This is a genomic window from Micromonospora tulbaghiae (genome assembly GCF_900091605.1).
GTDB classification, from domain to species: Bacteria; Actinomycetota; Actinomycetes; order Mycobacteriales; family Micromonosporaceae; genus Micromonospora; species Micromonospora tulbaghiae.
In genome coordinates this window covers 142,622-167,750 of sequence record NZ_FMCQ01000003.1, presented here as the reverse complement: position 1 = coordinate 167,750, position 25,129 = coordinate 142,622, and the positions used below count along the sequence as shown (strand labels likewise).

General features: G+C 72.3%; 18 protein-coding genes. 7 read left to right on the top strand and 11 right to left on the bottom strand.

What is annotated here, in order from left to right:
* Positions 1–57 precede the first annotated feature (57 nt).
* From GA0070562_RS09675 to GA0070562_RS09665, 3 genes are read left to right on the top strand one after another with little or no spacing between them, the layout of a single operon-like run.
* Positions 58–558: an aminoacyl-tRNA deacylase gene (locus tag GA0070562_RS09675; RefSeq protein ID WP_091420183.1), complete on the top strand. Its 501-nt coding sequence runs from the start codon at positions 58–60 to the stop codon at positions 556–558.
* Between the two features lie 10 nt (positions 559–568).
* A complete protein-coding gene (locus GA0070562_RS09670) occupies positions 569–853 on the top strand; it encodes a DUF427 domain-containing protein (protein ID WP_091420180.1) in 285 nt (94 codons plus the stop codon).
* 58 nt (positions 854–911) lie between these two features.
* A complete protein-coding gene (locus GA0070562_RS09665) occupies positions 912–1,634 on the top strand; it encodes an RICIN domain-containing protein (RefSeq protein ID WP_091418853.1) in 723 nt (240 codons plus the stop codon).
* A gap of 27 nt (positions 1,635–1,661) precedes the next feature.
* On the opposite strand, the gene GA0070562_RS09660 is transcribed toward GA0070562_RS09665, so the two are convergent.
* Entirely contained in the window at positions 1,662–2,960 is a 1,299-nt protein-coding gene (locus tag GA0070562_RS09660) for an MFS transporter (RefSeq protein ID WP_091418850.1), read from the bottom strand.
* Positions 2,961–3,031: 71 nt separating this feature from the next.
* On the opposite strand from GA0070562_RS09660, the gene GA0070562_RS09655 reads away from it, so the two are divergent.
* The gene (locus GA0070562_RS09655) at positions 3,032–4,099 is read left to right on the top strand and encodes a GlxA family transcriptional regulator (protein ID WP_175438688.1); all 1,068 of its coding nucleotides are present in this window, start codon (positions 3,032–3,034) and stop codon (positions 4,097–4,099) included.
* Positions 4,100–4,123: 24 nt separating this feature from the next.
* On the opposite strand, the gene GA0070562_RS09650 is transcribed toward GA0070562_RS09655, so the two are convergent.
* The 5 genes from GA0070562_RS09650 to GA0070562_RS09630 all read right to left on the bottom strand — a co-directional run bounded on the left by GA0070562_RS09650 (position 4,124) and on the right by GA0070562_RS09630 (position 10,777).
* Complete coding sequence (locus tag GA0070562_RS09650) at positions 4,124–4,600, bottom strand: hypothetical protein (protein WP_175438713.1); 477 nt, start codon at positions 4,598–4,600, stop codon at positions 4,124–4,126.
* 137 nt (positions 4,601–4,737) lie between these two features.
* Positions 4,738–5,313, bottom strand: coding sequence for a hypothetical protein (locus GA0070562_RS09645; RefSeq protein WP_091418844.1), 576 nt, complete (start codon positions 5,311–5,313; stop codon positions 4,738–4,740).
* 965 nt (positions 5,314–6,278) lie between these two features.
* Positions 6,279–8,234: a VWA domain-containing protein gene (locus GA0070562_RS09640; protein WP_091418842.1), complete on the bottom strand. Its 1,956-nt coding sequence runs from the start codon at positions 8,232–8,234 to the stop codon at positions 6,279–6,281.
* Between the two features lie 2 nt (positions 8,235–8,236).
* Positions 8,237–9,739, bottom strand: coding sequence for a magnesium chelatase ATPase subunit I (locus tag GA0070562_RS09635; protein WP_091418840.1), 1,503 nt, complete (start codon positions 9,737–9,739; stop codon positions 8,237–8,239).
* Positions 9,740–9,808: 69 nt separating this feature from the next.
* On the bottom strand, positions 9,809–10,777 hold the full coding sequence (locus GA0070562_RS09630; RefSeq protein WP_091418838.1) for an aldo/keto reductase: 969 nt from the start codon (positions 10,775–10,777) through the stop codon (positions 9,809–9,811).
* A gap of 57 nt (positions 10,778–10,834) precedes the next feature.
* Between GA0070562_RS09630 and mgrA the strand changes: the two genes are divergently transcribed.
* Positions 10,835–11,824, top strand: a complete 990-nt coding sequence (gene mgrA, locus GA0070562_RS09625; protein WP_091418836.1) for an L-glyceraldehyde 3-phosphate reductase — start codon at positions 10,835–10,837, stop codon at positions 11,822–11,824.
* Between the two features lies 1 nt (position 11,825).
* Here mgrA and GA0070562_RS09620 read toward each other — a convergent pair whose 3' ends face one another.
* Positions 11,826–12,728 carry a lytic polysaccharide monooxygenase auxiliary activity family 9 protein gene (locus GA0070562_RS09620; protein ID WP_091418834.1) on the bottom strand — a complete coding sequence of 301 codons (903 nt, stop codon included), beginning with the start codon at positions 12,726–12,728 and terminating at the stop codon, positions 11,826–11,828.
* Positions 12,729–12,881: 153 nt separating this feature from the next.
* On the opposite strand from GA0070562_RS09620, the gene GA0070562_RS09615 reads away from it, so the two are divergent.
* Complete coding sequence (locus tag GA0070562_RS09615; RefSeq protein ID WP_091418832.1) at positions 12,882–15,236, top strand: DUF4153 domain-containing protein; 2,355 nt, start codon at positions 12,882–12,884, stop codon at positions 15,234–15,236.
* A gap of 42 nt (positions 15,237–15,278) precedes the next feature.
* On the opposite strand, the gene GA0070562_RS09610 is transcribed toward GA0070562_RS09615, so the two are convergent.
* Positions 15,279–15,620 (bottom strand): VOC family protein, encoded by a 342-nt coding sequence (locus GA0070562_RS09610; RefSeq protein WP_091418830.1) that lies wholly within the window; start codon positions 15,618–15,620, stop codon positions 15,279–15,281.
* Positions 15,617–16,561 (bottom strand): AraC family transcriptional regulator, encoded by a 945-nt coding sequence (locus GA0070562_RS09605; protein WP_091418827.1) that lies wholly within the window; start codon positions 16,559–16,561, stop codon positions 15,617–15,619. Before GA0070562_RS09605 ends, GA0070562_RS09610 begins: the two co-directional genes overlap by 4 nt.
* 71 nt (positions 16,562–16,632) lie before the next feature.
* Here GA0070562_RS09605 and GA0070562_RS09600 point away from each other — a divergent pair, with 71 nt between their 5' ends.
* Entirely contained in the window at positions 16,633–17,121 is a 489-nt protein-coding gene (locus GA0070562_RS09600; RefSeq protein WP_175438687.1) for an anthrone oxygenase family protein, read from the top strand.
* 78 nt (positions 17,122–17,199) lie between these two features.
* Here GA0070562_RS09600 and GA0070562_RS09595 read toward each other — a convergent pair whose 3' ends face one another.
* Together GA0070562_RS09595 and GA0070562_RS09590 are read right to left on the bottom strand one after the other, a co-directional pair.
* Positions 17,200–18,327, bottom strand: a complete 1,128-nt coding sequence (locus tag GA0070562_RS09595) for a hypothetical protein (RefSeq protein ID WP_139135447.1) — start codon at positions 18,325–18,327, stop codon at positions 17,200–17,202.
* Positions 18,328–18,390: 63 nt separating this feature from the next.
* On the bottom strand, positions 18,391–25,056 hold the full coding sequence (locus GA0070562_RS09590; RefSeq protein WP_091418819.1) for a polymorphic toxin-type HINT domain-containing protein: 6,666 nt from the start codon (positions 25,054–25,056) through the stop codon (positions 18,391–18,393).
* Between the last annotated feature and the right edge of the window lie 73 nt (positions 25,057–25,129).

Here is a 25,129-nt window from a genome sequence, read left to right as displayed (position 1 = left end):
GGACGTCCACGGTGGCCTCGCCGGCTCGGGGTCGACGCGCGCGTTACCGTGACCGCCATGGCGAATCCCGCGCTGACCGCTCTCGACCACGCCGGCCTGCCGTACCGGGTGATCCGCCACGGTCCGGTCGCGAGCCTCGCCGAGGCGGCCGCGGCGCGCGGCGTCGAGGTGCCCGACGTGGTCAAGACGATCGTGGTCCGCCGCGGCGAGGGCGACCTGCTGTTCGTGCTCACTCCCGGCGGCCGGGTGATCTCCTGGCCGAAGCTGCGCGCCCTGCTCGGGGTGAGCCGGCTGTCGATGCCCGACGCCGAGGCGGCGAAGGCCGCCACCGGGTACGCGCGCGGCACCATCACACCGTTCGGCTCCACCACCGCCTGGCCGGTGGTCGCCGACGAGCGGCTGCGCGGCCGGGAGATCACGCTCGGCGCGGGCGAGCACGGCCTCGCCGTCGCGGTCGAGGCGGACACCGTGCTGGCCGCGCTCGGCGCGACAGTGGCCGACGTGACCGACGAGGAGCCGACGCGCGCAGCGGTGGCCGGTACGCGACCACCGGCATAGCGTGGAGGACATGCCGAAAGCCGTCTGGAACGACCTCGTCGTCGCCGAGAGCGACGACACAGTGGTGGTCGAGGGCAACCACTACTTCCCCCGTACCGCGCTGCGCGACGACCTGATCCGCTCCTCCGACACCCACACGGTCTGCCCGTGGAAGGGCACGGCCTCCTACTACACGCTCGAACACGGCGGCGCCACCAGCCCGGACGCCGTCTGGTACTACCCGGACCCCAAGCCGGAGGCGGAGATGGTCCGCGACCGGGTGGCGTTCTGGAAGGACGTCCGGGTCGTCGACTGAGTCACCGTGCCGCCGGGGCGACTGGCACCCGGCGGCCCCGGTGGGTCAGGATGCCCCCATGGCCGACCCGCACTCCGACCCGTCCGGCACCGTCTACGGCGCCCGCGGCGCGCGCCGCCCCCGTGGCGTCCGGCTGCCCCAGGATCCGCTGATGCGGGTCGCGCTGGGCGTCGGCGTGGCGGGCGTGCTCCTCGGGGCCTTCTTCGCCACCGGCGTGCTCGGCGGCGGTGGCGACCGGCCCGTGGTGCCGGCGGCCGCGGTGCCCACAGCGCAACCGAGCGAGCCGAGCGCGGAACCGACGGCGGAGCCCACGCCGTCGTCGTCGCCCTCGCCGAGCGCGGCGCCGAGCACACCCGCCGCGCCGGTGGCGACGCCGAAGGTGATCCGGGGCGTGCCGTCCGGGCGCTGCCTCGGCGTCACCGGCGACGAGGCCGAGGGCGCACAGGCCGCGCTCGCCGACTGCACCGGCGGGCCGGAGCAGCAGTGGGTGGTCACGCCGGTCGCCAACGACACCTACCTGCTCGTGAACGCGGCCAGCAGCAAGTGCCTGGACGTCAACGAGGCGAAGACCGACGACGGCGCGGACGTGCAGCAGTGGTCCTGCAACGGGCAGGCCAACCAGCAGTGGCGGTTCCAGTCGGCCGGGAACGGTGCGGCGCTGCTGGTCGCCGTGCACAGCGGCAAGTGCGCGCAGGTCGACGACGCGGGCACCGAGCCGGGGCGCGAGCTGGAGCAGGCGCCGTGCAGCGGCGCTCCCGAGCAGCAGTGGGCAGCCGGCTGACCGCTCAGCCCCGGTAGCGCTGACCAGTCAGCCCCGGTAGCTCCAGGCCCGCCTGCCCGCGGCCACCGGCAGCGTGAACGCGCGCTCGCCGGCGGCACGGCGGCGCAGCAGCAGTGACAGCCCGGCCGCGCCGATCGACAGCGCGCCGGCCACGTACCAGGCCAGCGCGTAGTCACCGAGCCGGTCCCGGACCAGACCGGCGCCGGTGGCCGCCAGCGCGGCGCCGAACTGGTGCGCGGCGAACACCCAGCCGAACACCACGGCGCCGGACGCGCCGAACCACTCCCGGCACAGCGCCACGGTCGGCGGGACGGTGGCCACCCAGTCCAGCCCGTAGAAGACGATGAAGACGAGCATGCTCGGCTCGGCCGTACCGCCGAACAGACTCGGCAGCACCAGCAGCGACGCCCCGCGCAACGCGTAGTAGGCGCCGAGCAGCAGCCGGGCGTCGACCCGGTCGGTGAGCCAGCCGGAGGCGATCGCGCCGGCGATGTCGAAGAGCCCGACCACGGCGAGCAGGCCGGCGGCTGTGGTCTCCGGCATGCCGTGGTCGTGCGCGGCGGGCACGAAGTGCGTACCCACCAGGCCGTTGGTGGTCGCCCCGCAGATCGCGAAACCGCCGGCGAGCAACCAGAACGGCCGCGTCCGCGCGGCGGCGGCGAGCGCGCCGACCGCCCGCCCCGCCGCGCCGCCCTCCGGCCGGGCCGGCGGCACGACCTCGGTCGCGCCATAAGCGGGCCGCCCCAGGTCCGCCGGGTACTCCCGCAACAACCACACCACAAGGGGTACGACCGCCAGCGCGGCCCCGGCGACGACGAGTGCCGCCGTGCGCCAGCCGTGGTCGCGCACCAGCACCGCGAGCAGCGGGAGGAAGACGAGCTGCCCGGCCGCGCCGCCCGCGGTGAGCACTCCTGTCACCAGGCCACGGCGCTCGACGAACCAGCGCCCGGTCACCGTCGCCACGAACGCCAGGGCCATCGAGCCGGTGCCCAGCCCGACGAGTACGCCCCAGCACAGCATGAGCTGCCAGCTCTCGGTCATCCCCACGGTCAGGCCGCTACCGGCGGCCACCAGCAGCAGCGCGCCGGCCACCACCCGGCGGATGCCGAACCGGTCCATCAGCGCGGCGGCGAACGGCGCGGTGAGGCCGTACAGCAGCAGGTTGACCGAGACGGCGGCGGAGATGGTCGCCAGCGGCCAGCCGAACTCGGCGTGCAGCGGGTGCAGCAGCACGCCGGGGGTGGCCCGGAAGCCGGCGGCGCCGACGAGCGCGACGAAGGCGACAGCGGCGACGAGCCAGGCCGGATGCAGGCGGGATCGGGTCACCAGCCGAGTCTCGGACCGGGGTGGCCTCGGCGACGAGTGGCCGGAAAGCCATCGTGCGCAATAATCGGGCCATGTCCGTACCGCACCGGGTGGCCGTCCTCGCCCTCGACGGGGTGGTGGCGCTCGACCTCGGCACCCCGGCCCAGGTCTTCGGCGCCGCCCGCACCGACGACCGCACCCCGCTGTACGCGGTGGCGACCTGCACTCCCGGCGGGCAGCCGGTACGCAGCAGCGCCGGATTCCAGGTCCTCCCCGAGCACGGCCTGGAACTGCTGGACAGCGCCGACACCGTGATCGTCCCCGGCATCCACGCCGGTTCGCCGCTGCTCGACGGCACGCTGGCCGCCGAGGTGACCGACGCGCTCCGCGCCGCGTACGCCCGGGGCGCGCGCGTCATGTCCATCTGCACCGGTGCGTTCGTGCTGGCCGCCGCCGGTCTGCTCGACGGCCGTCCGGCCACCACCCACTGGGCGTACGCGCCGCGCTTCCGCCGGCTGCACCCCGGCGTACGGCTCGACCCCGACGTGCTCTTCGTCGACGACGGACGCGTGCTCACCTCGGCCGGGGTGGCCGCCGGCATCGACCTGTGCCTGCACGTCGTCCGCACCGACCACGGCAGCGCGGTGGCCAACCGGGCAGCCCGGCGCTGCGTGGTGCCGCCGTGGCGCGACGGTGGGCAGGCCCAGTACATCGAGCGGCCCGTGCCCCGCGGCGCGGACAGCGGCACCGCCGCCACCCGCGAGTGGGCGCGGCAGTGGCTGCACGAACCGGTGACGCTGCGCGAGATGGCGGCGCACGCGCGGATGAGCGTCCGCACGTTCACCCGGCACTTCCGCTCCGAGACCGGGCTCAGCCCGGCGCAGTGGCTGCTGCAGCAGCGCACCGAGCACGCCCGAGTGCTGCTGGAGACGACGGATCTGAGCATCGACCGGATCGCCCGGGACTCGGGTTTCGGCACCACCGCCGCGCTGCGCCAGCACTTCCACGCACGGGTGGGCGTGGCTCCGAGCGCGTACCGCCGGACGTTCCGCCGCCCGTCCCCCGGTCCCCCGCCGCCCCCGCCCGCCGCCGTCGATCTTGGCGTTGTGGCGCCTGGAAGGCCGGGCGTGCCGGAGTTGTCCGCTGCCACAACTGCATGATCGGCGGGTGTGGCGGCCTGACCGTCAGGCGAGGTGGGGCTGGCGGCGCAGGGCGCGGAGCTGGGTGAGATGCAGCGGCAGGTGCACGCGGATGTGCAGGTCCAGGGCTCTGCCCCACGGCAGCGAGTCGTCCACGTCCAGGTCGAAGCCCTCGCGCAGCACCGTCTCCACCGGCGTCTCCGCCGCCGGGCCGAGCCGCTCGGCCAGCGCGCACAGCTTCTGACTGGTGGCCCGGAACAACGCGGCCAGGCCGTCCAGCCCTCCGCACTCGGAGACCAGCGCGTCCAGTTGCGGCCGATGAATGGTGTCCAGGTCGTAGTAGGCGAACGGCGAGCCCGCCAGCACCGCCTCGGTCGCCTCGCTCATCAGCTCGTCGTTGGCGGCGAGGTGGGCCACGATCTGCTCGGCGCTCAACTGACCCTCCGGCGGCGGCCCGAACCCGCCCGCGTCGATCTCCGCGAGCAGTTCGTCGTACGCCTGCCGCAGTGCCGCGACGTCCACCTCGTCCATGTCCCGCATCCAACCTCCGCCGCTACCGCCGGCACCACGGCTACCGCTCTTGGTTCACCCGGGCGGGTCGCGGAGACGTGAGAAGGCCGGCACCCCGGGTTCGGGGTGCCGGCCTTCACGCGTGTGTCTTACTTGTTCCAGTGCTGGGCGACGAGGTCGGCGGCCTGCTGCTCCCACTGGGCGTAGTGGTCCGGGTAAGCGGACACCTGGACGGTCTGGGCGGCCTTGGTCAGCGGCATGTCCTGCCAACCGTCGACCTGCTTCAGACCCTTCAGAAACGCCGTAGTCGAGTACTCGGGGTCGGTGATCTGCTCCACCGTGCCCCACCCACTGGACGGACGCTGCTGGAACAGGCCCTGCGAGTCATGATCGTTACGGTCGCCGAGGTGGCCGAGGTTCTCCAGCTTCGACTCCTGCAACGCCGTCGCGATCGACACGACCGCGGCACGCTCGTCCATGCCGGCCTTCTTCGTCGCCGCGATGATCGCCTTCACGTTCTTGGTCTGCTCGTCGTTCAGATCGATACGCGACTGGGCGCCCTGCACACCATGCGGGATCAGCGTGTCACCCTGCACCGTCACAGACACCGGCTTCACATGCGTGGTGGTCTCCGCCGCGTGAGCGGCGACCGGACCGGCGAACACACCACCGGTGAAAGCCAGACCAGCAACACCCAGAATGCTCTTCCGCAGAATCGTGTTCATCAGAAATGCTCCATTCGGGGGATCGACGCCCACGCCGACGGGGGTCGGCGCGGGTGCGAGCACCGTCAGGCACTCAAGAAAGTCTTGGGGGGATCTCGGCTGCCCGCGGGGCAGGGGTGCCACGTCGCGGCGCCGGAAGCATGTCCAACGACCCACCACCCGGCATCATTCCCGAGGGAACGGCGCGGGGGTTCACGTCGTCGGAACCGTGTTCAACGACCAGCCCGCCGGGATCATTCCCCGCGGCTCACGTCGCCAGAACCGAACTCAACGACCGACAGCCCGGGGCTGTTCCCGCAGGCAACGCGGCCTCTTGCGGGGCTCGGCTGGTACTCGGTCGCTCACCCGGTTACAACGCCACCCACCCGCCGACGATTCCGCCCTCAGAGTGCCGCCCACCACCCCCGAACCGGACACCCCACCCACACGGACTCGCGACGCCAGCTCGCACACCACGAAGCGCCCTCGCACCCTCACGGCAGCCGCCCGACCGCGTCGATCATGAAGTTAACGGCGACAAACCGGACACCAAACGCCGCCAACCTCATGATCGACCCACCCAGGGCAGTGCTGGCCGAGGGCGGGAGGGGGCACCCGCGCGATCTTGCAGCTCGAGCCCTCCAGGTGCCCTGTTTGCGCGGTTTGCGGGGCACCGAAGTGCAAGATCGGCGAGCGCGGAGAGAGCTCGGGCGCTCTCTCGCCCGAGAGGGCGGCAGGAACTGCGCCCAGAACTCGGGCAAGCCGTCGATCTTGGAGTTGTGGCACCTCGCAAACGCCGCGAACCGGGCATCCTGGGCGCCACAACTCCAAGATCGGCGAGAGAGCGAGCAGGGCGAGAGAGCGAGCAGGGACGAGAGAGCGAGCAGGGACGAGAGAGCGAGCAGGGACGAGAGAGCGAGCAGGGACGAGAGAGCGAGCAGGGACGAGAGAGCGAGCAGGGCGAGAGAGGGGTGCCGGGAGCGAACTCAGCGGCGGCCGTGGCGGGCTCGTAGGTAGTCGGAGACCACGTACTCGCCCAGGTCGTCCAGGTCAGGGGTGAACATGCGGCCACCCGAGCGCCGTGCCACCGCGTCCACGAACCGGCGCAGTCCCGGGTCGTCGCCGAGCATGAACAGGTTGAGCGTGGCGCCGTACCGGGTCAGCCGGTCCACCTCGCGGATCGTCGCCGAGATGGTCTCCGGCAGCGGCGGCCAGTGGAAGTACGCCTCACCGTCCTCCGGGTCGAGGTGCGCGGTCGGCTCGCCGTCGGTGACCACCAGCACCACCGGCTCGGCGCCCGGGTGGCGGCGCAGGTGCCGGCCGGCGATCCGCAGCGCGTGCTGGAGGTTGGTGCCCTGCTGCATGTCCGGCTCCACCGCCGCCAGCTCCTGCTGGGTCAGCGGCATCGCCTCCCGGCCGAAGCCGACGATCTGCAGCGCGTCCTGCGGGAACCGGGTCGCCATCAGGTGCGACAGGGCCAACGCGGTCTGCTTCATCGGACCCCAGCGCCCCTGCGAGATCATCGAGTACGACAGGTCGACGCAGAGCACCACGGCCGCCGACGCCCGCCGTTCGGTCTCCATCACCTCGAAGTCCTCGACCGCGAGCGGCACCGGCACTCCGGGACCGGCCCGGCGTACCGCCCGGGTGAGTGTGCGCACCACGTCCAGCGGCTGCTCGTCGCCGTACTCCCAGGGGCGGGACGCACCGCTCACCTCGCCGGCCGCGCCGGCCGAGCGGAGGTCGTGCTGGCCGCGTGGGCCGGCCGTCAGGTCGGCGAAGACGCGCCGCAGCGCGGTGCCGGCGAGCCGGCGCAGCGCCTTCGGGCTGAGCGTCAGCCCTTCCGCGTCCCGGGTGACCCAGCCCTGGCGGCGCAGTTCGCGTTCCAGCTCCTGCAACCGGCGTACGTCGTCGGCGGCGTCCCGGCCCAGCGTGCGGGCGACCGCCTCCACGTCGACGTCGTCGAGCGTGTTGCCGGGCTGGTCCTGGTCGAGGGAGTCCAGCAGCTCGTCGAGTTCGGCGATCTCGTCGAGCGCGCCGGTGGCCTCGCCGTAGCCGAGCGGCTCGTCGCCGCGGACCCGCTCGCCGCGCTGCCAGTTCAGGTCCGGTCGCAGCGATCGCAGGTGGCCGTCGAGCTGGGACAGCTCACCGGCCAGCCGGTCGCCGAGCGACTGGCGCATCAGCCCGGCCAGTTCCTCGCGCTGCCGGTCGGACAGCGACCGCATCAGCCGCTCACCGGCGGCCGCGCGCCGGGCCAGCACGTCGATCAGCTCGTCGACGTCCTTGGGGCGTTCCGGGAAGAACTCGCCGTGGCGGCGCATGAACTCGGCGAACGCGTCGGTGGTGTCCTCGGAGCGGGCGTGCCGGGCGAGCAGGTCGTTGAGGTCGCGCATCATCTCGGCGAGCTGCCGCTGGACGGCCGGGTCGGCGGTGGCCCGCGCCGCGTCGCGCAGCCCGGCGAAGCGCTGCTCCAGCACGTCGCCGCGCAGCCCGTCGAGGATCCGCTGGTACGTCTGCCGCGCCTCCGCGCTGGCCCAGTCGTACCCGGAAAGCTCCGACACCGCGCGGGCGGTGGAGCGGGGCAGGTTGTCGAGCACGGCCTCGGCGAACCGGGCGTCGTCGCCGTCGCGGCCGCGCAGCTCGTCGCGTTCGGCGGCGAGCGCCTGGTCGAGCAGTGCCCGGGCCCGGGTGACAGCGCCGTCCAGGTCGCCCCGGCGCAGCGCGTCCCGGCGCAGCCGGCGGGCGCGGGCGGCCAGGTCGTCCAGCCCGCCTTGCCCCTGCGGACCACGTCGCAGCAGCTCACGCAGCGACTCGCGCAGGCTGCCGCCGGCGAGCACGTCCGAGCCGACCGCGTCCACCGCGGCGCGCACGTCGTACGGCGGGGCGAGCGGGTCGGGTCCGCCGCGCCACTGCCCGTACCGGAAGCGGTTGCCGCCGGCCATTGTCAGTTCCGGTCCCCGTAGACGGTCCGCCCGGAGTCGGTGACGTCCTTGCCGAGCCGGCGGGTCAGGTGCAGTCCTTCCAGCACGAACTCGATGCCGGCGGCTGCCTCCTCCGGGCTGGGCGCGTCGCCGAGCCCGAGCCGGTCGAGCACCTTGGCCAGCCCCGGTACGGTGCCGACCTGGCTCAGCAGCTCGGACGAGGCGACCAGTTCGCCGGTCTCGACGGCACCGCCCTCGGCGACCAGCGCGGTGAAGCCGGACAGGTCGAGCCCGGCGAGCCGGGCGCGGAACGTCTCGGCGGTGGCGGTACGCAGCAGGTGGGCGAGCACCTCGATCTCGCGCCCCTCCTCGCCGCTCTCGAACTCGACCTTGCCGCGCAGCGTGGAGGTGACCGACACGGTGTCTCCGATCCGGGCCACCGGCGCCTCCGGACGGGACGCCGACCCGGCACCACCAGCCGAGGCGACACCACCCGAGGCGACGGCACCGGCCGAACCCGCCAGCAGACCCGAACGGCGCAACGCGGCGGCGGCCACCGTCTCCGCGGCGGCGATGGCGAACCGGGCGGACACGCCGGAACGCGGGTCCACCGACGGGGACTCCCGCACGTCGCGGGCGAACCGGGCCAGCACCTCCAGCACGTGCTCCGGCACGACGGCGACCAGGTCGGCCTCCTGCCGGATCAACGCCAGCTCCAGTTCCAGGTCCAGCGGGTAGTGGGTACGGATCTCCGCGCCGAAGCGGTCCTTCAGCGGCGTGATGATCCGGCCCCGGTTGGTGTAGTCCTCCGGGTTGGCGCTGGCCACCAGCAACAGGTCCAGCGGCAGCCGCAGCTGGTAGCCGCGGACCTGGATGTCGCGTTCCTCCAGCACGTTGAGCAGCGCCACCTGGATGCGTTCGGCCAGGTCGGGCAGCTCGTTGACGGCGAAGACGCCCCGGTTGGTACGCGGTACGAGACCGAAGTGGATGGTCTCCGGGTCGCCGAGCGTGCGCCCCTGGGCGAGCCGGATCGGGTCGACGTCGCCGATCAGGTCGCCGACGCTGGTGTCCGGTGTGGCGAGCTTCTCGCCGTACCGCATCGAGCGGTGCAGCCAGCCGATCGGCAGGTCGTCGCCGGCCGAGTCGACGAGCGCCCGGGAGGCCGGGGTGATCGGGTGCATCGGGTGCTCGTTGAGCACCGAGCCGGGGATCACCGGGGTCCACTCGTCCAGCAGCCCGCCGAGCGAGCGGATCAGCCGGGTCTTGCCCTGCCCGCGCTCGCCGAGCAGCACCATGTCGTGCCCGGCGAGCAGCGCGCGCTCGACCTCGGGCAGCACCGTGTCCTCGTAGCCGACGATGCCGGGGAAGCGGTCCTCGCCGGAGCCCATCCGGGCGAGGAGGTTGTCTCGGAGTTCCTGTTTGACCGTGCGGTACTGGTGGCCGGTCGCGCGCAGCTCGCCGAGCGTGCTCGGCAGGTCGGCGGGCGGGACCGGGGAAACCTGGTTGGGAGCGGTCACCCGACCCACGCTAGCGCGGTCCGGCTCCGGGTGCGCCTGTCGTCGTATCCACGACCACGAACGCACCCGGAGCGCCGCTCACTTCCCGAGGCGGGCGCGGACCATCCGGGGTACCGCGGCCAGGCCGGTGACCGGGCGGAACGCGTGCGCGGCGGCGACCAGTGCGGCGTACTCGTCGTCGGCGAGGTCGATCTCGGCGGCGGCCGCGTTGCGTTCCATCTGCTCGACCCCGGAGGCGCCCGGGATGGCCACCACGTTCGGGTGCCGCAGCACGTACGCGAGCGCGATCTGGCTCGGCGTGGCGTCGTGCGCGTCGGCCACCTCGCGCAGCGTGGCGATCAGCTGGGTGCCGCGTTCCAGGTTCTCCGGCAGGAAGTACGGGTTTGCCCGGCGTACCGCCCCGGCCGGCGGGTTCGTGGCGTCGTAGCGGCCGGAGAGGAAACCCTGCGCCAACGGCGAGTACGCGATGACGATGCGGCCGGCCTGCTCCGCGTACGGGATGAGGTCTTCCTCGGGCCCGCGGTCGATCATGCTGTAGCGGACCTGGTTGCTCAGCACCCGACGGCCCAGCGCGGCCTCGGCGAACCGCCACCGGCGCAGGCCGTAGTTGCTGACGCCGACCTCGCCGACCAGCCCGACGTCCTGCAACGAGCGCATGCCGCGCATGGTGGTGGTGTCGGCGACCACCGGGTTGGCCTGGTGCACCTGATAGAGGTCGATGCCGTCGACGCCGAGCCGGGCGGCGGAGGCGACCGCGCGCTGCTGCACCACCGGCGCGACCGGCAGCAGCGGGAAGATCTTGCTGGCGACCACGACCTTGGCCCGGTCGTCGCCCAGCGCCGCGCCGAGGATGCGCTCGCTGCGGCCGAAGCCGTACAGCTCGGCGGTGTCGAACAGGGTGACGCCCAGGTCGAGCGCCCGCCGGACGATCTCGGCGGCGCGGCGCTCGTACTCGGGGCCGTAACCCCACTCCCGCGAGCCGAACTGCCAGGTGCCGAGGCCGATCTTGGAAATGGGCTTGGGGGTGTCGAGCGGCACGTAACGCATGAGGCCGAACGTACCCGCGCCGCTGCGTGCGCACTCCGGTGCGGACAGAATGACCTGGTGACATACCTCGCCAGCGACGACCGTTACCACGAGATGATCTACCGGCGCAGCGGCCGGAGCGGGCTGAAGCTGCCCGTCATCTCCCTCGGCCTGTGGCACAACTTCGGTCCGGACCGGCCCTTCGAGCGGCAGCGCGACATCGTCCGCCGCGCCTTCGACCTGGGCATCACCCACTTCGACCTGGCCAACAACTACGGCCCGCCGCCCGGTTCGGCGGAGGAGAACTTCGGCCGGCTGCTCGCCACCGACCTCAAGCCGTACCGGGACGAGCTGGTGATCTCCAGCAAGGCCGGTTATCTGATGTGGCCCGGCCCGTACGGCGAGTGGGGCTCGCGCAAGTACCTGATCTCGTCGCTGGACCAGTCGCTGCGCCGCCTCGGGCTGGACTACGTCGACATCTTCTACTCGCACCGGTTCGACCCGGACACTCCGCTGGAGGAGACGATGGGCGCGCTCGACGCGATCGTCCGCTCCGGCAAGGCGCTCTACGTGGGCATCTCCAACTACGACTCGGAGCAGACGGAGCGGGCTGCCGAGATCCTGCGCGACCTGGGCACGCCGCTGCTGATCAACCAGCCGTCGTACTCGATGGTGAACCGCTGGACGGAGAGCGACGGGCTGCTGGACACGCTGGAGCGCGTCGGCGCCGGCTGCATCGCGTACAGCCCGCTCGCCCAGGGCCTGCTCACCGACCGTTACCTCAAGGGCATCCCGGCCGACTCCCGGGTGCGCACGAGCGTCTTCCTCAACGAGAGCGACCTCGACGACGAGACGATGGCGACGGTCCGGGGGCTCGCGGCGGTGGCCGAGCGGCGCGGGCAGACGCTCGCCCAGCTCGCCCTGGCCTGGGCGCTGCGCGACCCGCGCATGACCAGCCTCATCATCGGCGCGAGCAGCGTCGCCCAGCTGGAGGGCAACGTGGCCGCGCTGGGCAACCTCGACCTCGCCGGCAACGACCTGGCCGAGATCGAGGATCTGCTCGGCTGAGTCACCAGATCCGGCGCCGCCCGGCGCGGTGGTTGCGGACACCGCACGGCCGCCCGGGCGGCGGCCCACCGGTGCGGCTCAGCCGCAGCCCGACCACCGCCGCCGCGAGCAGCGCGACGACGAGCGCCGCCGCGCCGACCACGAGCGGCCGGGACAGCGGTCCGCCGTCGGTCACCGTCGCGACCGGCACCGCAGGCTCGTCGTCGGTCGCCGCCCCGGCGAGGGTACGCGGAGGCGACGCGCTCGCCTTCGGCGCTGCCGGGGACGGGTCCGGCGTACCGCGCGCCGCCCGGAAGATCACGTCCGAGCAGGAGTAGTACGTGTCCTGGGTGTCCGAGTTCTGCCAGATGACGTAGACGAGGTGCCGGCCGGTACGCCCGGCGGGCAACCGGCCGCGCATCTCGTACGCGCCCGCGCGGATCGGCGGGTCGGTGACCTGAAGGAACGGCTTCTTCTCCAGGTCCGCCCAGGTCAGCAACCGCTTCGGCGAGTACGAGCCGGTGGTGACGTAGTACCGGAACGTGCCCCGGTGCGGGATGGTGGTGCGGTAGCGGAACGTGTGCCGGGCACCGGCTGTGAGCGTGGTGGCGGGCCAGTCGGCGCGCGGCAGGTCCAGTCCCCGGTACGCGGACAGCCCGCCGCTGCACAGCTCCCCGTCCGGGATGAGTTCCCGGTCCCGCCCGTCGACGCGGGCGACCCGGATGTTGTCCCATTCGCGTACCGCCGCTCCGGCGGCGATCGCGGCCCGGCAGGCGGGCGTCTGTGCCCGGCCACCCTCGGGTCCGCACGCGGCGGCCCGGCTCAGCGGGCTGGTCGGCGCACCGTGCGCCGCGGCCGGCGCGGCGCCCAGCGGCACCGTCGCCGCGACGGCGGCGAGCGCGGCGAGCGCGCGACGTGCGGCCATGTGATCGACCTCCCGCGCAGTGGTACGGCCGCGAGCCGCCAAAGGTTCGATCCGCGCCGATCGGCCGAGGCGACATGACCGAACGGACAACCGGGGCGGCGACGGACGCCGGAGGGGCCCTACAGTGACGAAACCCTGATCGAGGAGCGTCCCTTGTCCGAGCCGGCCCCGTCCCCCGAGCCGTCCCGCGCCGCCCCCGCGGCCGGGCCCGCGCCGGGCGACGTCCCCGCCCCCGCGCAGCCGTACCTGCTGGTCCTGCCCACCATGGAGGGCGCTCCCACGCCGGTGCCCTGGCCGGGCGCCGAGGGGCAGCCCGGCTGGGCCATTCCGGTCACCGTGCCGCCCGGCACCCAGGGGTACGCGTTGTTCCTCCCACTGGTCCCCGCGCCCGGCCAGCCGGTGGCGGCGGTGCCCGCCCAGGCGACGGCGCCCGCCGCCGAGCGCTCCCCGGTGGAGGGCGCCGGCCCAGCCGCCGCCGCGAGCGGTCCGGCCGCCGCCGCCCCGCCCACACCGGCCGAGGGCTCGGTCCCTTCCTCCGGCGCGGGCGGCCCGACCGCCGCGCCCGGGTCCACACCGGTCGAGGACGGTGCGACAGCAGCGACCGAGGCTGGGAAGCCCGCCGCCGACCGCCCGACGGGCGGAGAGCCTGTCGCCGCCCCGCCGGACGCCGTTCCGGCGGCTCGCCGCGAGCAGGCCGGCCCGGAGACTCCTGCCGGCTCCCCCGGCACGCCACCGGTTACCGGCCCGTCCGGCGCCACGCAGGCGCCTGCCGCCGGTGCCCAGACGCCTGTTCCCTCTCCGGGCGCGCAGCCTGCCTCTGGGGCATGGACCGCGCCGGGCGCGCAGCCGGCCTCCGGGCCGCCGCCCGCGCCGGGTACTCAACGCGCCCCGGGCACGCCGCCTCCGCACGGCGTCGGGCCGCCCGCGCCGCCGTACGCCGGCGTGGGTTGGGGTGGCCAGCCGCAGGCGCCGGGCTGGACGCCGCGACCTCCGGTGCCGCGGACCTCGTTCCTCGGCGCGAAGTGGCCCGGCCCGAAGGCGGCGACCGGGCGGGCGGCGCCGCTCGCGGTGCTGGCCGCCGCGGTCGGCAGCGCGGTCTTCGTGCCGCTGGGTCGCGTCGGCGTGGGCTGGTTCCTGGGGTGGCTCACGCTCACGCTCGCGGTGGTGCTGGCGGTCCGGTCTCGGACCGCGGATCTGCCGCGCGCCGACAAGCTCATCCGGGCCGGGTGGGCGGTGGCTGCCCTGGCCCTGATCGCCGTGCCGGCGTTCCGCAACGCCTGGTGGCTCGTGACGTTCTGCGTGCTCGGCGCGCTCGGCTGTGCCACCCTCGCGATCATCGGCGGGCGGCTGGTGCGCTCGATCCTGTTCGGCCTGGTGGCGACGCCGTTCGCGGCGTTGCGGGGCCTGCCCTGGGTACGCCGGCACATCACCGCCTCGCCGCAGGAGGCGACGGTGCGCAAGGTGACCGTCTCGGTCGTCGCCACGGTCGTGGTGCTCGTGGTCTTCGGCAGCCTGCTCGCGTCGGCCGACGCGGCGTTCTCCGAGGCGCTCGGCTCGCTCGTTCCCGAGATCAACCTCGGTACGGTGTTCGGCTGGCTGTTCCTGGCCGTGGTGGGCGGGCTGATCGCTGTCGCCGCGCTCTACACGCTCGCCGCGCCGCCGGATCTGTCCACGGTGGATCGCGCCGGTGAGCGCCGTCTCGGGCTGCTGGAGTGGGCCCCCGCCATCGGCGCGCTCACGCTGCTGTTCGCCGGGTTCGTGGCGGTGCAGTTCACCACGCTCTTCGGCGGCCAGCGGCACGTGCAGCGGGTCGCCGGGCTCAGCTACGCCGAGTACGCGCGCAGCGGCTTCTGGCAACTGCTGTTCGTCACGCTGCTGACGGTGGCGGTGCTCGGCGGGGTGAGTCGCTGGGCACGCCGGGAGCAGCCGGTCGAGCGCATCCTGCTGCGTGTGCTGCTCGGGCTGATCAGCGCGCTGAGCGTGGTGATCGTGGCGTCGGCGCTGTCCCGGATGTGGACGTACCAGAAGGTCTACAGCTTCACCGGCGAGCGGATCTTCGTGATGGCGTTCGAGATGCTGCTCGGCACGGTCTTCCTGATGATCCTCGCGGCCGGTGTCCGGTGGAAGGGCCGGTGGATTCCCGGCACCACGCTCGCGCTGGCGGTGGCGATGCTGCTCGGCCTGGCCGTGCTGAACCCGGAGGACTACGTCGCCCGCCGCAACACGCTGCGGTACGAGCAGACCGGCAAGATCGACGCGTGGTACCTGCGGGCGCTGTCCGCCGACGCCACCCCGGCGCTGGCCAAGCTTCCCGACCCGGTGCGCCGGTGCACGCTGAGCTGGATCGCCGACGACCTCGCCGGACCCGATCCCTGGTACGCCTGGAACCTGGGCCGCCAGCGTGCCCGCAAGGCGCTTGAGGAGGTCGGCCCGCAGGCGATCGGCGGCCCGAAGGACTGCCGCCGGGCGGACCAGTTCGACCTGCCGAAGACACGGCGTCCCCGCTGACGTCCCGGCCGGGGCGCGAATCCACGCGGCCCGGCCGGACCGTCAGGCCGGGCCGCCGCCGAAGCCGATCTCGTTGCCGTCCGGGTCGTGGAAGATCACCTTGCGGACGCCGTTGTCGTAGGTCTCCTGCGCGGCCGGTGTCAGACCACGGGCGGCGATCGCGGCCACGCGGGAGTCGAGGTCGTCGACGAAGACCGTCTGCATGGCGTGCCCGGCGTGCTCGGGCCGCACGTCGACGTAGAGGTAACGGTGCTCGGCCAGCTCCCACACCGCCTCGCTGTCGTCGGGCCGGAACTGCGGCGGGGCGCCGAACAGCCGCTCGTACCAGGCCGTCGCCACCGCGAGGTCGCGCACCGGGACGCCGGCGAACAGATCGACAGTCATCCGGCCAATCTAACCGGGTCGACGTGCCGGCGCGGGCTCACGCCGTACCGGCGTTTGAACGCCGTACTCAGGGCGAACGAACTTCCGTAGCCGACCCGCCGCGCCACCGCACCGACTGTCGCACCGGGCTCGCGGAGCAGGTCGGCGGCGAGCGCCAGCCGCCAGCCCGTCAGGTACGACATGGGCGGCTCGCCGACCAGCCCGGTGAAACGCCGGGCCAGCGCCGCCCGGGACATCCCCACCTCGGCGGCGAGCGACGCCACAGTCCACGGCCGGGCCGGGTCGTGGTGCAGCATCCGCAGCGCGCGGCCGACCACCGGATCGGCGTACGCCCGGTACCAGGCGGGCGCGGAGGCACCGGGCCGGGCGAACCACTCGCGCAACGCGGCGATGAGCAGCAGGTCGAGCAGACGGTCGAGCACCGCCTCCTGGCCGGGGTCGTCCTTGACGATCTCGGCGGCCAGCAGCGGCACCAGCGGCGTGTCCCAGGACTCGCGCCGGACCACCGCGAGCGACGGCAGCGCGTCCAGCAAGCGCTTCCCGACAGTCCCCCGCACCGGGTACGTGCCGGTGAGCAGCACGGTCCGGCCGTCCGGCCCGTTGCCCCAGGTGCGTACGCCCCAGCGCGTCATCGCGAACAGCTCGCGCCCGTCCGGCGTGGTGCAGCGCTGGCCCGGGTGCACCACCACCTGCGGCGCCGTGGCCGGATCGTCCGCCACGGTGTACGGGGCCGGGCCGCGCACGATCGCCACGTCACCGCCGGTCAGCCGCGCGGACTCGCCCTCCTCCGGCACGATCCAGCCGTCTCCGCGCACCACGGCGACGAGCGTGAGCGGCGCCTCGTCCCGGATCAGCATCGACCAGGGCGGAGTGAGGATCGAGCGCAGCAGGAAGGCGCCCCGCGCACGGGGACCGTCGAGCAGACCGGAAACGGCGTCCACGGAGACGATTGAACACAGGATCGCGCGTTCTGACCATGGGCCGTCTCACCGCGTGGCGGTTCGATGAGGACATGCGACTCGTACAACAACTGACGCTGGTCGGCGCCACAGTCGGGGCCGGGCTGATGGCGGGCCTGGTCGCCGCGTTCGCGTACGCCGTGATGCCGGCGCTGCGCGGCGCGGACGACCGCACGTTCGTGGACGCCATGCAGCGCATCAACGTCACCATCGTCAACGGCTGGTTCCTGCTGGCCTTCCTGGGTACGCCGGTGCTGGCCGCGTTCGCGGCGGTGCTGGCGTGGCGCGGGGCGGCCCGGCCGGCGCTGCCGTGGATCGTCGCCGGACTCGCGCTGTACCTGGTGATGTTCGTCGTCACCGTGGCGGTGAACGTGCCGCTGAACGACGCGCTCGCGGCGGCCGGGGTGGCGGATCCCGCTGCGGCGCGGGAGCGCTTCGAGTCCGCCTGGGTCACCTGGAACGTGGTGCGGACGCTGGCGAGCACGGCCGCGTTCGGCGCGCTGTGCTGGGCCCTGGTGCTCGCCGGCCGGGGGGCCGGTTGAGCGGATTCCGGCCGGTTCAGCCCATTGCCGGCCGGCACCACCCGGATTGCTGGCACACCGCCGGTGGGCCGGCGGTCATCAGCGAGGGCCGAAGACCGAGCCCAGCTTGGACAGCCGAGCGTTGTCCAGCTCCCACTGCAGCACGGTGTCGAGCGTGTCGAGTGCCCGCCCCTCAACCGATGCCTTTGTGCTCTGCAGGCCGTCGACCACCTCGGGCAGGGCCGCCACCACCGCTGCGGTGGCGGTCCGCATGGGCTCTTCGGCGCCGTCAGCCACGGCCCGGATCAGGTTCACCACCGGGATGCGGGCGGTGCCCGCGTACCGCCCCGCGATCCGCTCCAGGCCGGCCGGCATTCCGGCCCCCGCCTCCCGCGTGGCCGCGGACAGCCCGGCGAGGAGGAACTCGGCCAGTTCGCTGCGGCCCACGGCGAGACCGGGCAGCACCGCCGCGACCGCGGCCCGGGTCGCCGTCTCCACGGGCGTCTCGGCACCGCCGTCTTCCGGGGCGTCCGCCTGGTAGGCCAGCCGCCGCCGACCCGCGGTGCTCATCTGGAACAGCACCATGAGCGTCATCGCCCGGTAGAAGTCGCTCACCCCGTCGGCACCTGCCAGCGCGGCCAGCCGCGGCACCGCCCCCGGGGTGGCGGGCACCACCGAGCCCTGCGGGAACGCGTCGCTCGCGATCGCTGCGATCAGGTCGCCCACACCGTCGAAGGTGCGGCCCTCGAAGGGCACCACCTCGGCGGCCGCGCGAAGATCGGCGGCAGGACGACGGAAACCACCGCACTTGAGTCCGGGAGGCGCGGGCAAAGACGGCGCGACGGCGGTCTGCCCGCCGACGAGCTCCGCGCGGATCCGGTCGGCCTCGGCCCGGTCGAGCTCGTGCGCGAGGCCCTCCCGGGAGAAACGCTCGATCGCCTTGTCCGGAAACTGGCCGCACGCCGAGTTGACCTGCCCGCCGTACTTCCGGGCAATTGCCGCAACGGCCTTCTTCTCGGCCGGTGAGACCTCCAGCGGACCCTCGTAGGGCGGATCCACGGCCAGCGAGTGGACTCGCCACCAGCCGGCGAAGCGACCCTCCAGCGGGTCGGTCGGCACCTCCCGTACCGCGACAAGCAGGTGGCCGCGCTCGGCCAGCTTCTCGGCGACGGCACGGGCCGAGACCTCATCCGGCACCGTCACGACGAAGCGCATCTCACGAATCACGGCGGCATTCTATCGACGATGGGTCGGGCTGCCCGGCGTCGCTAGCGCCGGGCAGCCCGGTGCTCAGAGCAGCAGGGTGCCGCCGTGCACCTTGATGCCATACAGTGAGCCGTTGCGGTAGATCTCGAAGCCGCGCTGCCCCTTCGGGTATTTCTTCTTGCCGCCCGCCGCGGGAACCGCCTGCCGCCACTTCGAGCGTCCGGTGAGTCGGCCGCCGCGATCCCGGATCGAGTTCTCACACCAGGGGCAGACGTTGCGGCTCGCCGCGCCGTGCAGCGGCTCGTACTTCGAGTCCACAGCGTGCTTCAGGGCGTTCATCTCGGCGTGCAGGTCGTCGAAGTTGACCGCTTCTTCCTCGTTGCCGCGCAGCGCCGCCCTCTGCGCCGCTGTCAGTCCCTTGCCGTTGGCCGCGACCACGTCGACGTAGGTGACCGTGCCGTCCGGCAGCACCTTCTTGCTGCGAACGACCGCCGTCGTGCCGAGCTTCCACTGGAAGTAGCCCGCCGCGGTGCCGTCCCGGCGCAGGTCGTGCAGCTCCTTGGCTCGGTGCTCGAGAATCGAGCAGGCTTCCGCGTTGTGGACCAGGACCGGCGTGCCACCGGCGACGACGTAGTACGTGTCGATGTCGTCGACGTCGAGGTTGTGCACCGTGGCGACGGCACCGTAGGCGACCACCGCGATGACCGTGACGCGGGCGCCGTCCGGCGTGAGCAGTTGCATGCCCGCCTTCAGCGCGCCGGCGTCCAGCCACTTCCGCTCGTCTTCCACCCAGACCGGGTGACCGTCGGTGGCGGTCACGGTGCCGTCCTCGGCGCCGTCGCCGTCGGCGTCGATGGTGATCTTCACGAGCTGCTTCTCACCGGTGCCCGTGATCAGCGACGTGACGGGGCGGATGCCATCCTCACCGGTCTCCGGGTCCCGCGCGACGACCTGGTCGTCAACGTCGACGTCCTCGATCGGCTTGGTGCTGCCGTCGGCCATCAGCACCCGCGTACCGGGCAAGAAGCTGTTGCAGCCCTTGGCGAAGGCGCCCTTCGCGGCATTCTTCAACGACCCGATACCCCGTGCGGCGTTCTTGGCCTGCCGCACGCCGGGAACCATGCCGGCGATGCCCGACGCGCAGCCGCCGACGTCACCACCCACACAGGACTTGGCCGTGTCGATCGCCCCGGCGACGGCCGCAACCGCACCGGCCGCCGCGGCGACCACCTGCGCGGGCGGGGGCAACACCGCCGCGACCATCGCCACGGTGCCGGCCACCGACGCGATCGTGCCGGCGTTGTCGACCACCGCCTTGGTGGCCGCCTTGGCGCCGTTCGCCACCGCACTGGCCGTCTTCTGGATGCCATTTTTGATGGAACCCCAGAACAGGCCGTCCGGGTCGGAGAACGTCGTCGGGTTGTTGTTCGAGTACGCGTACGGGTGAAGCCGTTGCGGGTCGTGCTCGTCGATCTCGGGGTCGACCGAGATGAACGCGCCGGTTTTCGGGTCGTAGTACCGGGCGCCGAGCAGGGTCAGTCCGGTGGGATCGTTGATGCCGCCCACGAACCCGCGCTGACCCGAGGGCCACTGCGGGGTCGGCGATCCGTCGCGCGGGTTGCCGTACGGGTCGTTGTACTTGATCGTCGCGGCCCGGGTGACCGAGTTGACCGCCCAGGTCGCGGAGTCCTGGGCGTCCGACGCCAGCCAGATGATGTCGCCCTTGCGGCTGGTGGTGTCGGTCCGTGACGCGATCGTGTCACCGGCGTGCTCGTAGTACCGCGTGGCGCTGGTGTTCGTCGGCGACGAGGTGTACTCGTTGCCGAACAGGAAGGCGGTGGCCGCCCCCGTCGAGTCGATCCGCGCGATGCGGTTGCCGTCGACGTCGTACACCATCGTGGTGTCGCCCTCGGGCCCGCTGATCTTGGTCAGCTTGCCGTGCGGACTCCACTGGAACGTCTCGGTGCGGTCGCCCACCTTGCGGTACTTCAGGTTGCCCCGCTTGTCCCAGTCGTAGTGGTCGACCTGCTCACCGGTCGCAATGGTGCGCACGCCGTGCGGCTGCGCACCGGCCGCGTACCCGTAGATCGAGGTCTTACCGGTGAGCTTGTTGCTGGTGGTGGTCCGCGACCCGTGTTCGTCGAACGCCCAGGTCTTCCAGTACGGCGCCTTGCCACCCGCGGCAGTCGGGCCGGCGCACTCGGTGGCCACCTGTGTCCAGGCCTCCGTCAGGCGACGCAGGTGGTCGTAGGTGAAGCACTGGACGTCTTCCTCACCCGAGCGCGGGCTCTTGTCCGCGTCCACGGGCCGGTTGGCGATCGAACGGACGTTTCCGACCTCGTCGTAGTCGTACGCAACCGTGGCCACGTTCGGCACGCTGCCGTCGCGGTCGAACCGGAACTCCGACAGCCGTCGGGTGGCGTCGTCGTAGACGTAGTTCTGGTACGCCTGCGGCTTGTCCCCGACCGGCGTTCCGAGCCAGCGGTTGAGCACCTCGCCGTACGGCGAGTAGGTCGTCCGGTCGACGTACGTGCGGGCGGTGCCGGACGGCGAGGAGGTGCCCGCCAGCTTGACCACGTTGCCGAGGTCGTCGTACGTGCGAGTCAGGCCCTCCTTCTCCATCGGGCCGATCTTCGGCAAGCTGGAACGCAACGGCAGGCCGTTCGCGGTGTACGTGTACGTCGCGACGTAGGTGCCGGCGAGCCCTGTCAGCCCCGGCATCGCCGGGATGGCGACCTCCTCGTCGACGACCTGGTACGCGTCGCTGTACTCGAAGATCTCCTTGGTGAAGGAGTGCCCGTCGACGATCGACGTCGACTTGCTGAGGTGTCCCTTCGCGACGGTGTCGTAGGTCCACTCCGCCGCCTTGACGCCGTTGAACAGGCGCTGCTTCTGCCGGCCCAGCTCGTCGTAGGTGGTCGAGACCACGTCGCCCTCGGCGTCGGTCGACTTGGTGACGTCGTCACCGTTGTTGTACTCGAGCACCGTGGTGCCCTTGTCCGGGTCGACCGTCTTGATCTCACGACCGCGCAGGTCGTACTCGTACCGCCAGGTGAGGGCCCCCTTCACCACGGTCTCGACGTCGCCGCGCGGCGTGTACGTGTACGACGTCTTGTCGAACGGACCCTCCGGCTTGGGCCCGTGGAACTCCCGCTCCTCGATGACGTCGCCGTCGACGTTCTCGATGGTCGCGGTCGCGGTGCCGCCCTTCGGCGGTGTGACGGCCACCTGCCAGCCCAGCGAGCTTCCGCCGTACGCCGTGGTGGTGCCCCACTTGCGGACATTGTGCGACCAGAGCGCCTCCTCCACGACGCGGCCCAGCCGGTCGTAGGTCGACACGGTCCGGCTGCGGTCCTCGCCCGGTGTGATGTTCACCAGTCCGGGGCCCGGCCTGCCGAGGGCGTAGTTGCCGTCCGACTTGTACTCGACCTGACCGCGGTCGTTGTAGCCGGTGCCGGTGACCAGGCGGGCGTCCTTGCCGTCCTTGTCCTTCTGCGCGTCCTCCTGAACCTGCACCGACCGGTAGAGCGAGTCGAACAGGCCGACCTCGCTGATCTGGTTGTTGTTCGGGCCGAGCCGCTTGGTGGTCACCACCAGCGGCCCGTTGTTGCGGACCAGGTATGAGAACTCCAGGTTCGGCGTGACGGTCTTGGCTCGGCCGGGCAGCCAGACCTTCGCCAGCCGGCCCATCGGGTCGTGCTCCAGGTCGGTGCGCTTCTTGTTGGCGTCCAGGATCGAGGTGGGCGTGGCCCACGCCGGGTTCTGGTCGGTGATCACCTCGTGTTCGAGTGCGTTGCGCGTCCGGGTCTGGGTGACCGGGCCCGGACCCGCCGGGGTGTAGTACGTCTTGCTGGTCTTGCCGAGCGAGTCGGTGTTGCTGGTCGGCCGACCCAGCGCGTCGAAGGCCGCCCGCGTGGTCACCGTGTACTTCGGCGCGCCGTTCATCCACTCGTCGAGCGTGTCGACTCGGGTCGCCTTGCCCTTGCTGGGCACCGCGCCGTGTGTGTCCGACCCGTCGTAGTAGGTCTTGACGTCGGCGACGATGTCGGCCGGCCGGGACACGGTCGCGCCACAGGCCTTGGACACGGTCTCGCTCCGCGACACCAGCCCGCGCAACCACAGGGCTTCGTTCTGCACGTACGTGTTACGGGTGCACGACTCGTCGCCGGTCTTGCTTGTGTCGCCGAGTTCGTACGCAACCTCGGCGTAGCCCTCGTCGTCGTACGTCGTCCGGGTCTCGGTCTGCTCCCAGGTGCCGGGGGCGAGCAGCCGGCGCTCCTTCTTCACCGACGGGGCGATCTTGTACGCCCGGTCTGATCCGCCGGTACGCGTGCGGGTCGCGGTCTGCTTGACCCAGTACGACGTGATCGACGATTCGACGACCGCGGTGCCGTCGAGCGAGGCCACCTCGAGCGTAGAGCCGGCGAGCGCGGGCTGGTCGGTGTAGCTGGTGCCGGCCGAGTCGATGACCTGCACGCTGCGGGTCTTGTCGCCGGGCAGTGGCTGGTCGTCGAGGCCACGGAAGAACTGCTTGCGGGTGACCAGCGGAGCCTGCGTGCCGCCGACCGTGGCGGTCACCCGGGAGTAGCCGCGCCACTGACCGTACGTGCGGTGCTTCTTCTTGGTGAACTCGCCGTCGTCCCAGCCCCAGAGCACGTTGGTATTGGTGCCCTCGTTCGAGTACGCGTAGCGGGTGGTCACCGGCGGCTGGCCGGCGGTGTTCTCGTACGTGGTGACCTCCTTGACCACGTACTTGCGGAACCAATCCCTGGTCGGGTCCCAGTAGCCGTCCGGCGTCCAGTACACCGGGTAGCAGAGCCGGCTGTTGTTTTCCACGGCCGGCAGGTCGTTCGCGTCGCAGTCGGCATCCGAGTAGCTGACGAAAATGTCCGCGCCGGACTCGGTGCGGACGTTCTGGATCCGCCAGCGGGAGAAGAACTCGGTGCCGGCGATCGCGTTGACCTGGTTGGCCAACTCGACGCCGGTGAACACCACCGGCGGGTCGGTGACGGTGCCACCGACGTGCCCGGCGTGCGTGATCGACTTGAGCCACAGCGACGCGGAGCGCGCCGCCTTGGGCGCCTTGAACTCCTGGTCGAGCGTCCATGACTCGACCGGGTCGAACCCGGTCGCGCTCGTGCGGATCTGAGTGGTGATCTTGGCGAGCCGCTTGATGGAGTAGAAGACCGGCGCGAGCTTGTCGGTGCACGGCTCGGCGGTGCACTCCTTGTCCCACGGCACGTCGGGCCAGTTCGCGGTGACCGGCTTGCCGTCGGAGTAGCACTCGGTCGCAAAGCACCGGTCCGCTGTGCTGAAAATGACCCGGCCGGTGGCCGCGACGTCCGGGTACGCCGTGTGCAGGCCGTACTCGATGCGCTCGAGGTTGCCGCCGCGGTCGAACGAGACGCGGTTGCTCTTGTCGCCGGCCGCGCCGTAGTGCCCGGTCTCCTTCTTGTAGAAGTAGCGGGTCATGTTGCCGTGGACGTCGATCTGCTTGTCCAGCAGCCAGCGCCAGACCTGCTGACAGGACGAGTCCTTGAACGCGTCGGCGTGGCAGTCCTCGCCGTCGTGGTTGCCGAAGACCGGCACCGACCACCGCGAGTTGGACGTGGCGACCTCGGCGGCGAAGAAGTTACGGGTGCCGTCCGGGGTCGTGATGATCCACCGCTCGGTGGTCGCGGTGCCCTTCTTGGCGGGCGAGCCCTCCAGCTCGACCTTCCAGTTGGCGTCCGCGGCGGGCCGCCAGGTGTCCGTCGCGTCGTCCTTGACCAGCGCCGTGTTCGTTCCGCTCAGCGAGACGGTGATGTTCGGCGACTTGTCCTTCCAGCACTGGTCGAGAGTCTTCTTGTCCTTGTTGTTCGGGTCTTTGCCGGCGACCTTGTCCACGTCGTCCTGGCAGGTGACGTAGCTGCGCTCGATGTAGCCCGGGGTGTAGTCCCAGCCGTCGCCGGCCCAGGACGCCTGGTTGTTGTTGCCCGCCATCCGGCCGTCGACCATCTGCGACGAGTAGTTCAGCGCGACGGCCGGCACCGGGCCGGGCGCCGGAGGCACGTTGATGGCGCTCGAGTAGTTGAACGCCCCGGAGCTGTCGCCGGCCGTCCACGAGCCGGACGCCTGCAGGTCGCTGGCCTTGTAGTCGCCCTCACCGGACTCGGTGTCCGCGGACAGGGCGAGCATGGTCGGCCCCGCCGCCGTCAGCGCCATCGGCGCCGCCAGCGTCGTCGCCTGCTTCGCCGTCTTCAGCGGCACCGCGTCCTGGCACTCCGCCTTCTGCGGGGTCGTCGCCGCGCACGCCGGCAAACGGCTCAGGTTGAGCCGGCCCGCCCAGCCGCCGCCGTACATCTGGCTGAAGCTGTCGAAGTCGACCTCGGTCTCCACGTCGCCGGGCTGGTCGCCCTCGACCGCGAGCACCGGGCCGCTCAACCCCAGCTTGGTGGACTGCTCCTCGGGCAGGGACGTGACCCGCACCCGGTCCGGCGCCTTCTTGCCGGGTATGGCCTTGACCCGCACCATGATCGAGCCGGCCTTGCCCTCGACCGCCCGGCCGGCGGCCCCGGCCAGGACGATCTCGGTGGAGCCGGCGGCGGGCCAGCGGCCCTTCTTCGGCCCCTTCCAGGCGCCGCCGTCGGCGGGCAGCGGGACCGGGTCGACCTTGACGGTGCCGAAGTTGGTGGCGGCCACGGACTGGCTGTCCCGCTCGCCGTCCAGCGCCTCGGCGACCCAGTTGTAGGTCAGGAATGAGGTCAGCATCAAAGCCGAGGCAGCCAGGGCGAACCCGCGCCGGTCTGATGAGAAGAACTTCTTTTTCTCAGGCATGAACGTT

Coding starts and splice junctions, on each gene's coding strand:
- GA0070562_RS09610 (WP_091418830.1), bottom strand. CDS start 15,620: ATGACTGTCGATCTGTTCGCCGGCGTCCCGGTGCGCGACCTCGCGGTG.
- GA0070562_RS09600 (WP_175438687.1), top strand. CDS start 16,633: ATGCGACTCGTACAACAACTGACGCTGGTCGGCGCCACAGTCGGGGCC.
- GA0070562_RS09675 (WP_091420183.1), top strand. CDS start 58: ATGGCGAATCCCGCGCTGACCGCTCTCGACCACGCCGGCCTGCCGTAC.
- GA0070562_RS09630 (WP_091418838.1), bottom strand. CDS start 10,777: ATGCGTTACGTGCCGCTCGACACCCCCAAGCCCATTTCCAAGATCGGC.
- GA0070562_RS09620 (WP_091418834.1), bottom strand. CDS start 12,728: ATGGCCGCACGTCGCGCGCTCGCCGCGCTCGCCGCCGTCGCGGCGACG.
- GA0070562_RS09640 (WP_091418842.1), bottom strand. CDS start 8,234: ATGGCCGGCGGCAACCGCTTCCGGTACGGGCAGTGGCGCGGCGGACCC.
- GA0070562_RS09665 (WP_091418853.1), top strand. CDS start 912: ATGGCCGACCCGCACTCCGACCCGTCCGGCACCGTCTACGGCGCCCGC.
- GA0070562_RS09590 (WP_091418819.1), bottom strand. CDS start 25,056: ATGCTGACCTCATTCCTGACCTACAACTGGGTCGCCGAGGCGCTGGAC.
- GA0070562_RS09645 (WP_091418844.1), bottom strand. CDS start 5,313: ATGAACACGATTCTGCGGAAGAGCATTCTGGGTGTTGCTGGTCTGGCT.
- GA0070562_RS09655 (WP_175438688.1), top strand. CDS start 3,032: ATGTCCGTACCGCACCGGGTGGCCGTCCTCGCCCTCGACGGGGTGGTG.
- GA0070562_RS09670 (WP_091420180.1), top strand. CDS start 569: ATGCCGAAAGCCGTCTGGAACGACCTCGTCGTCGCCGAGAGCGACGAC.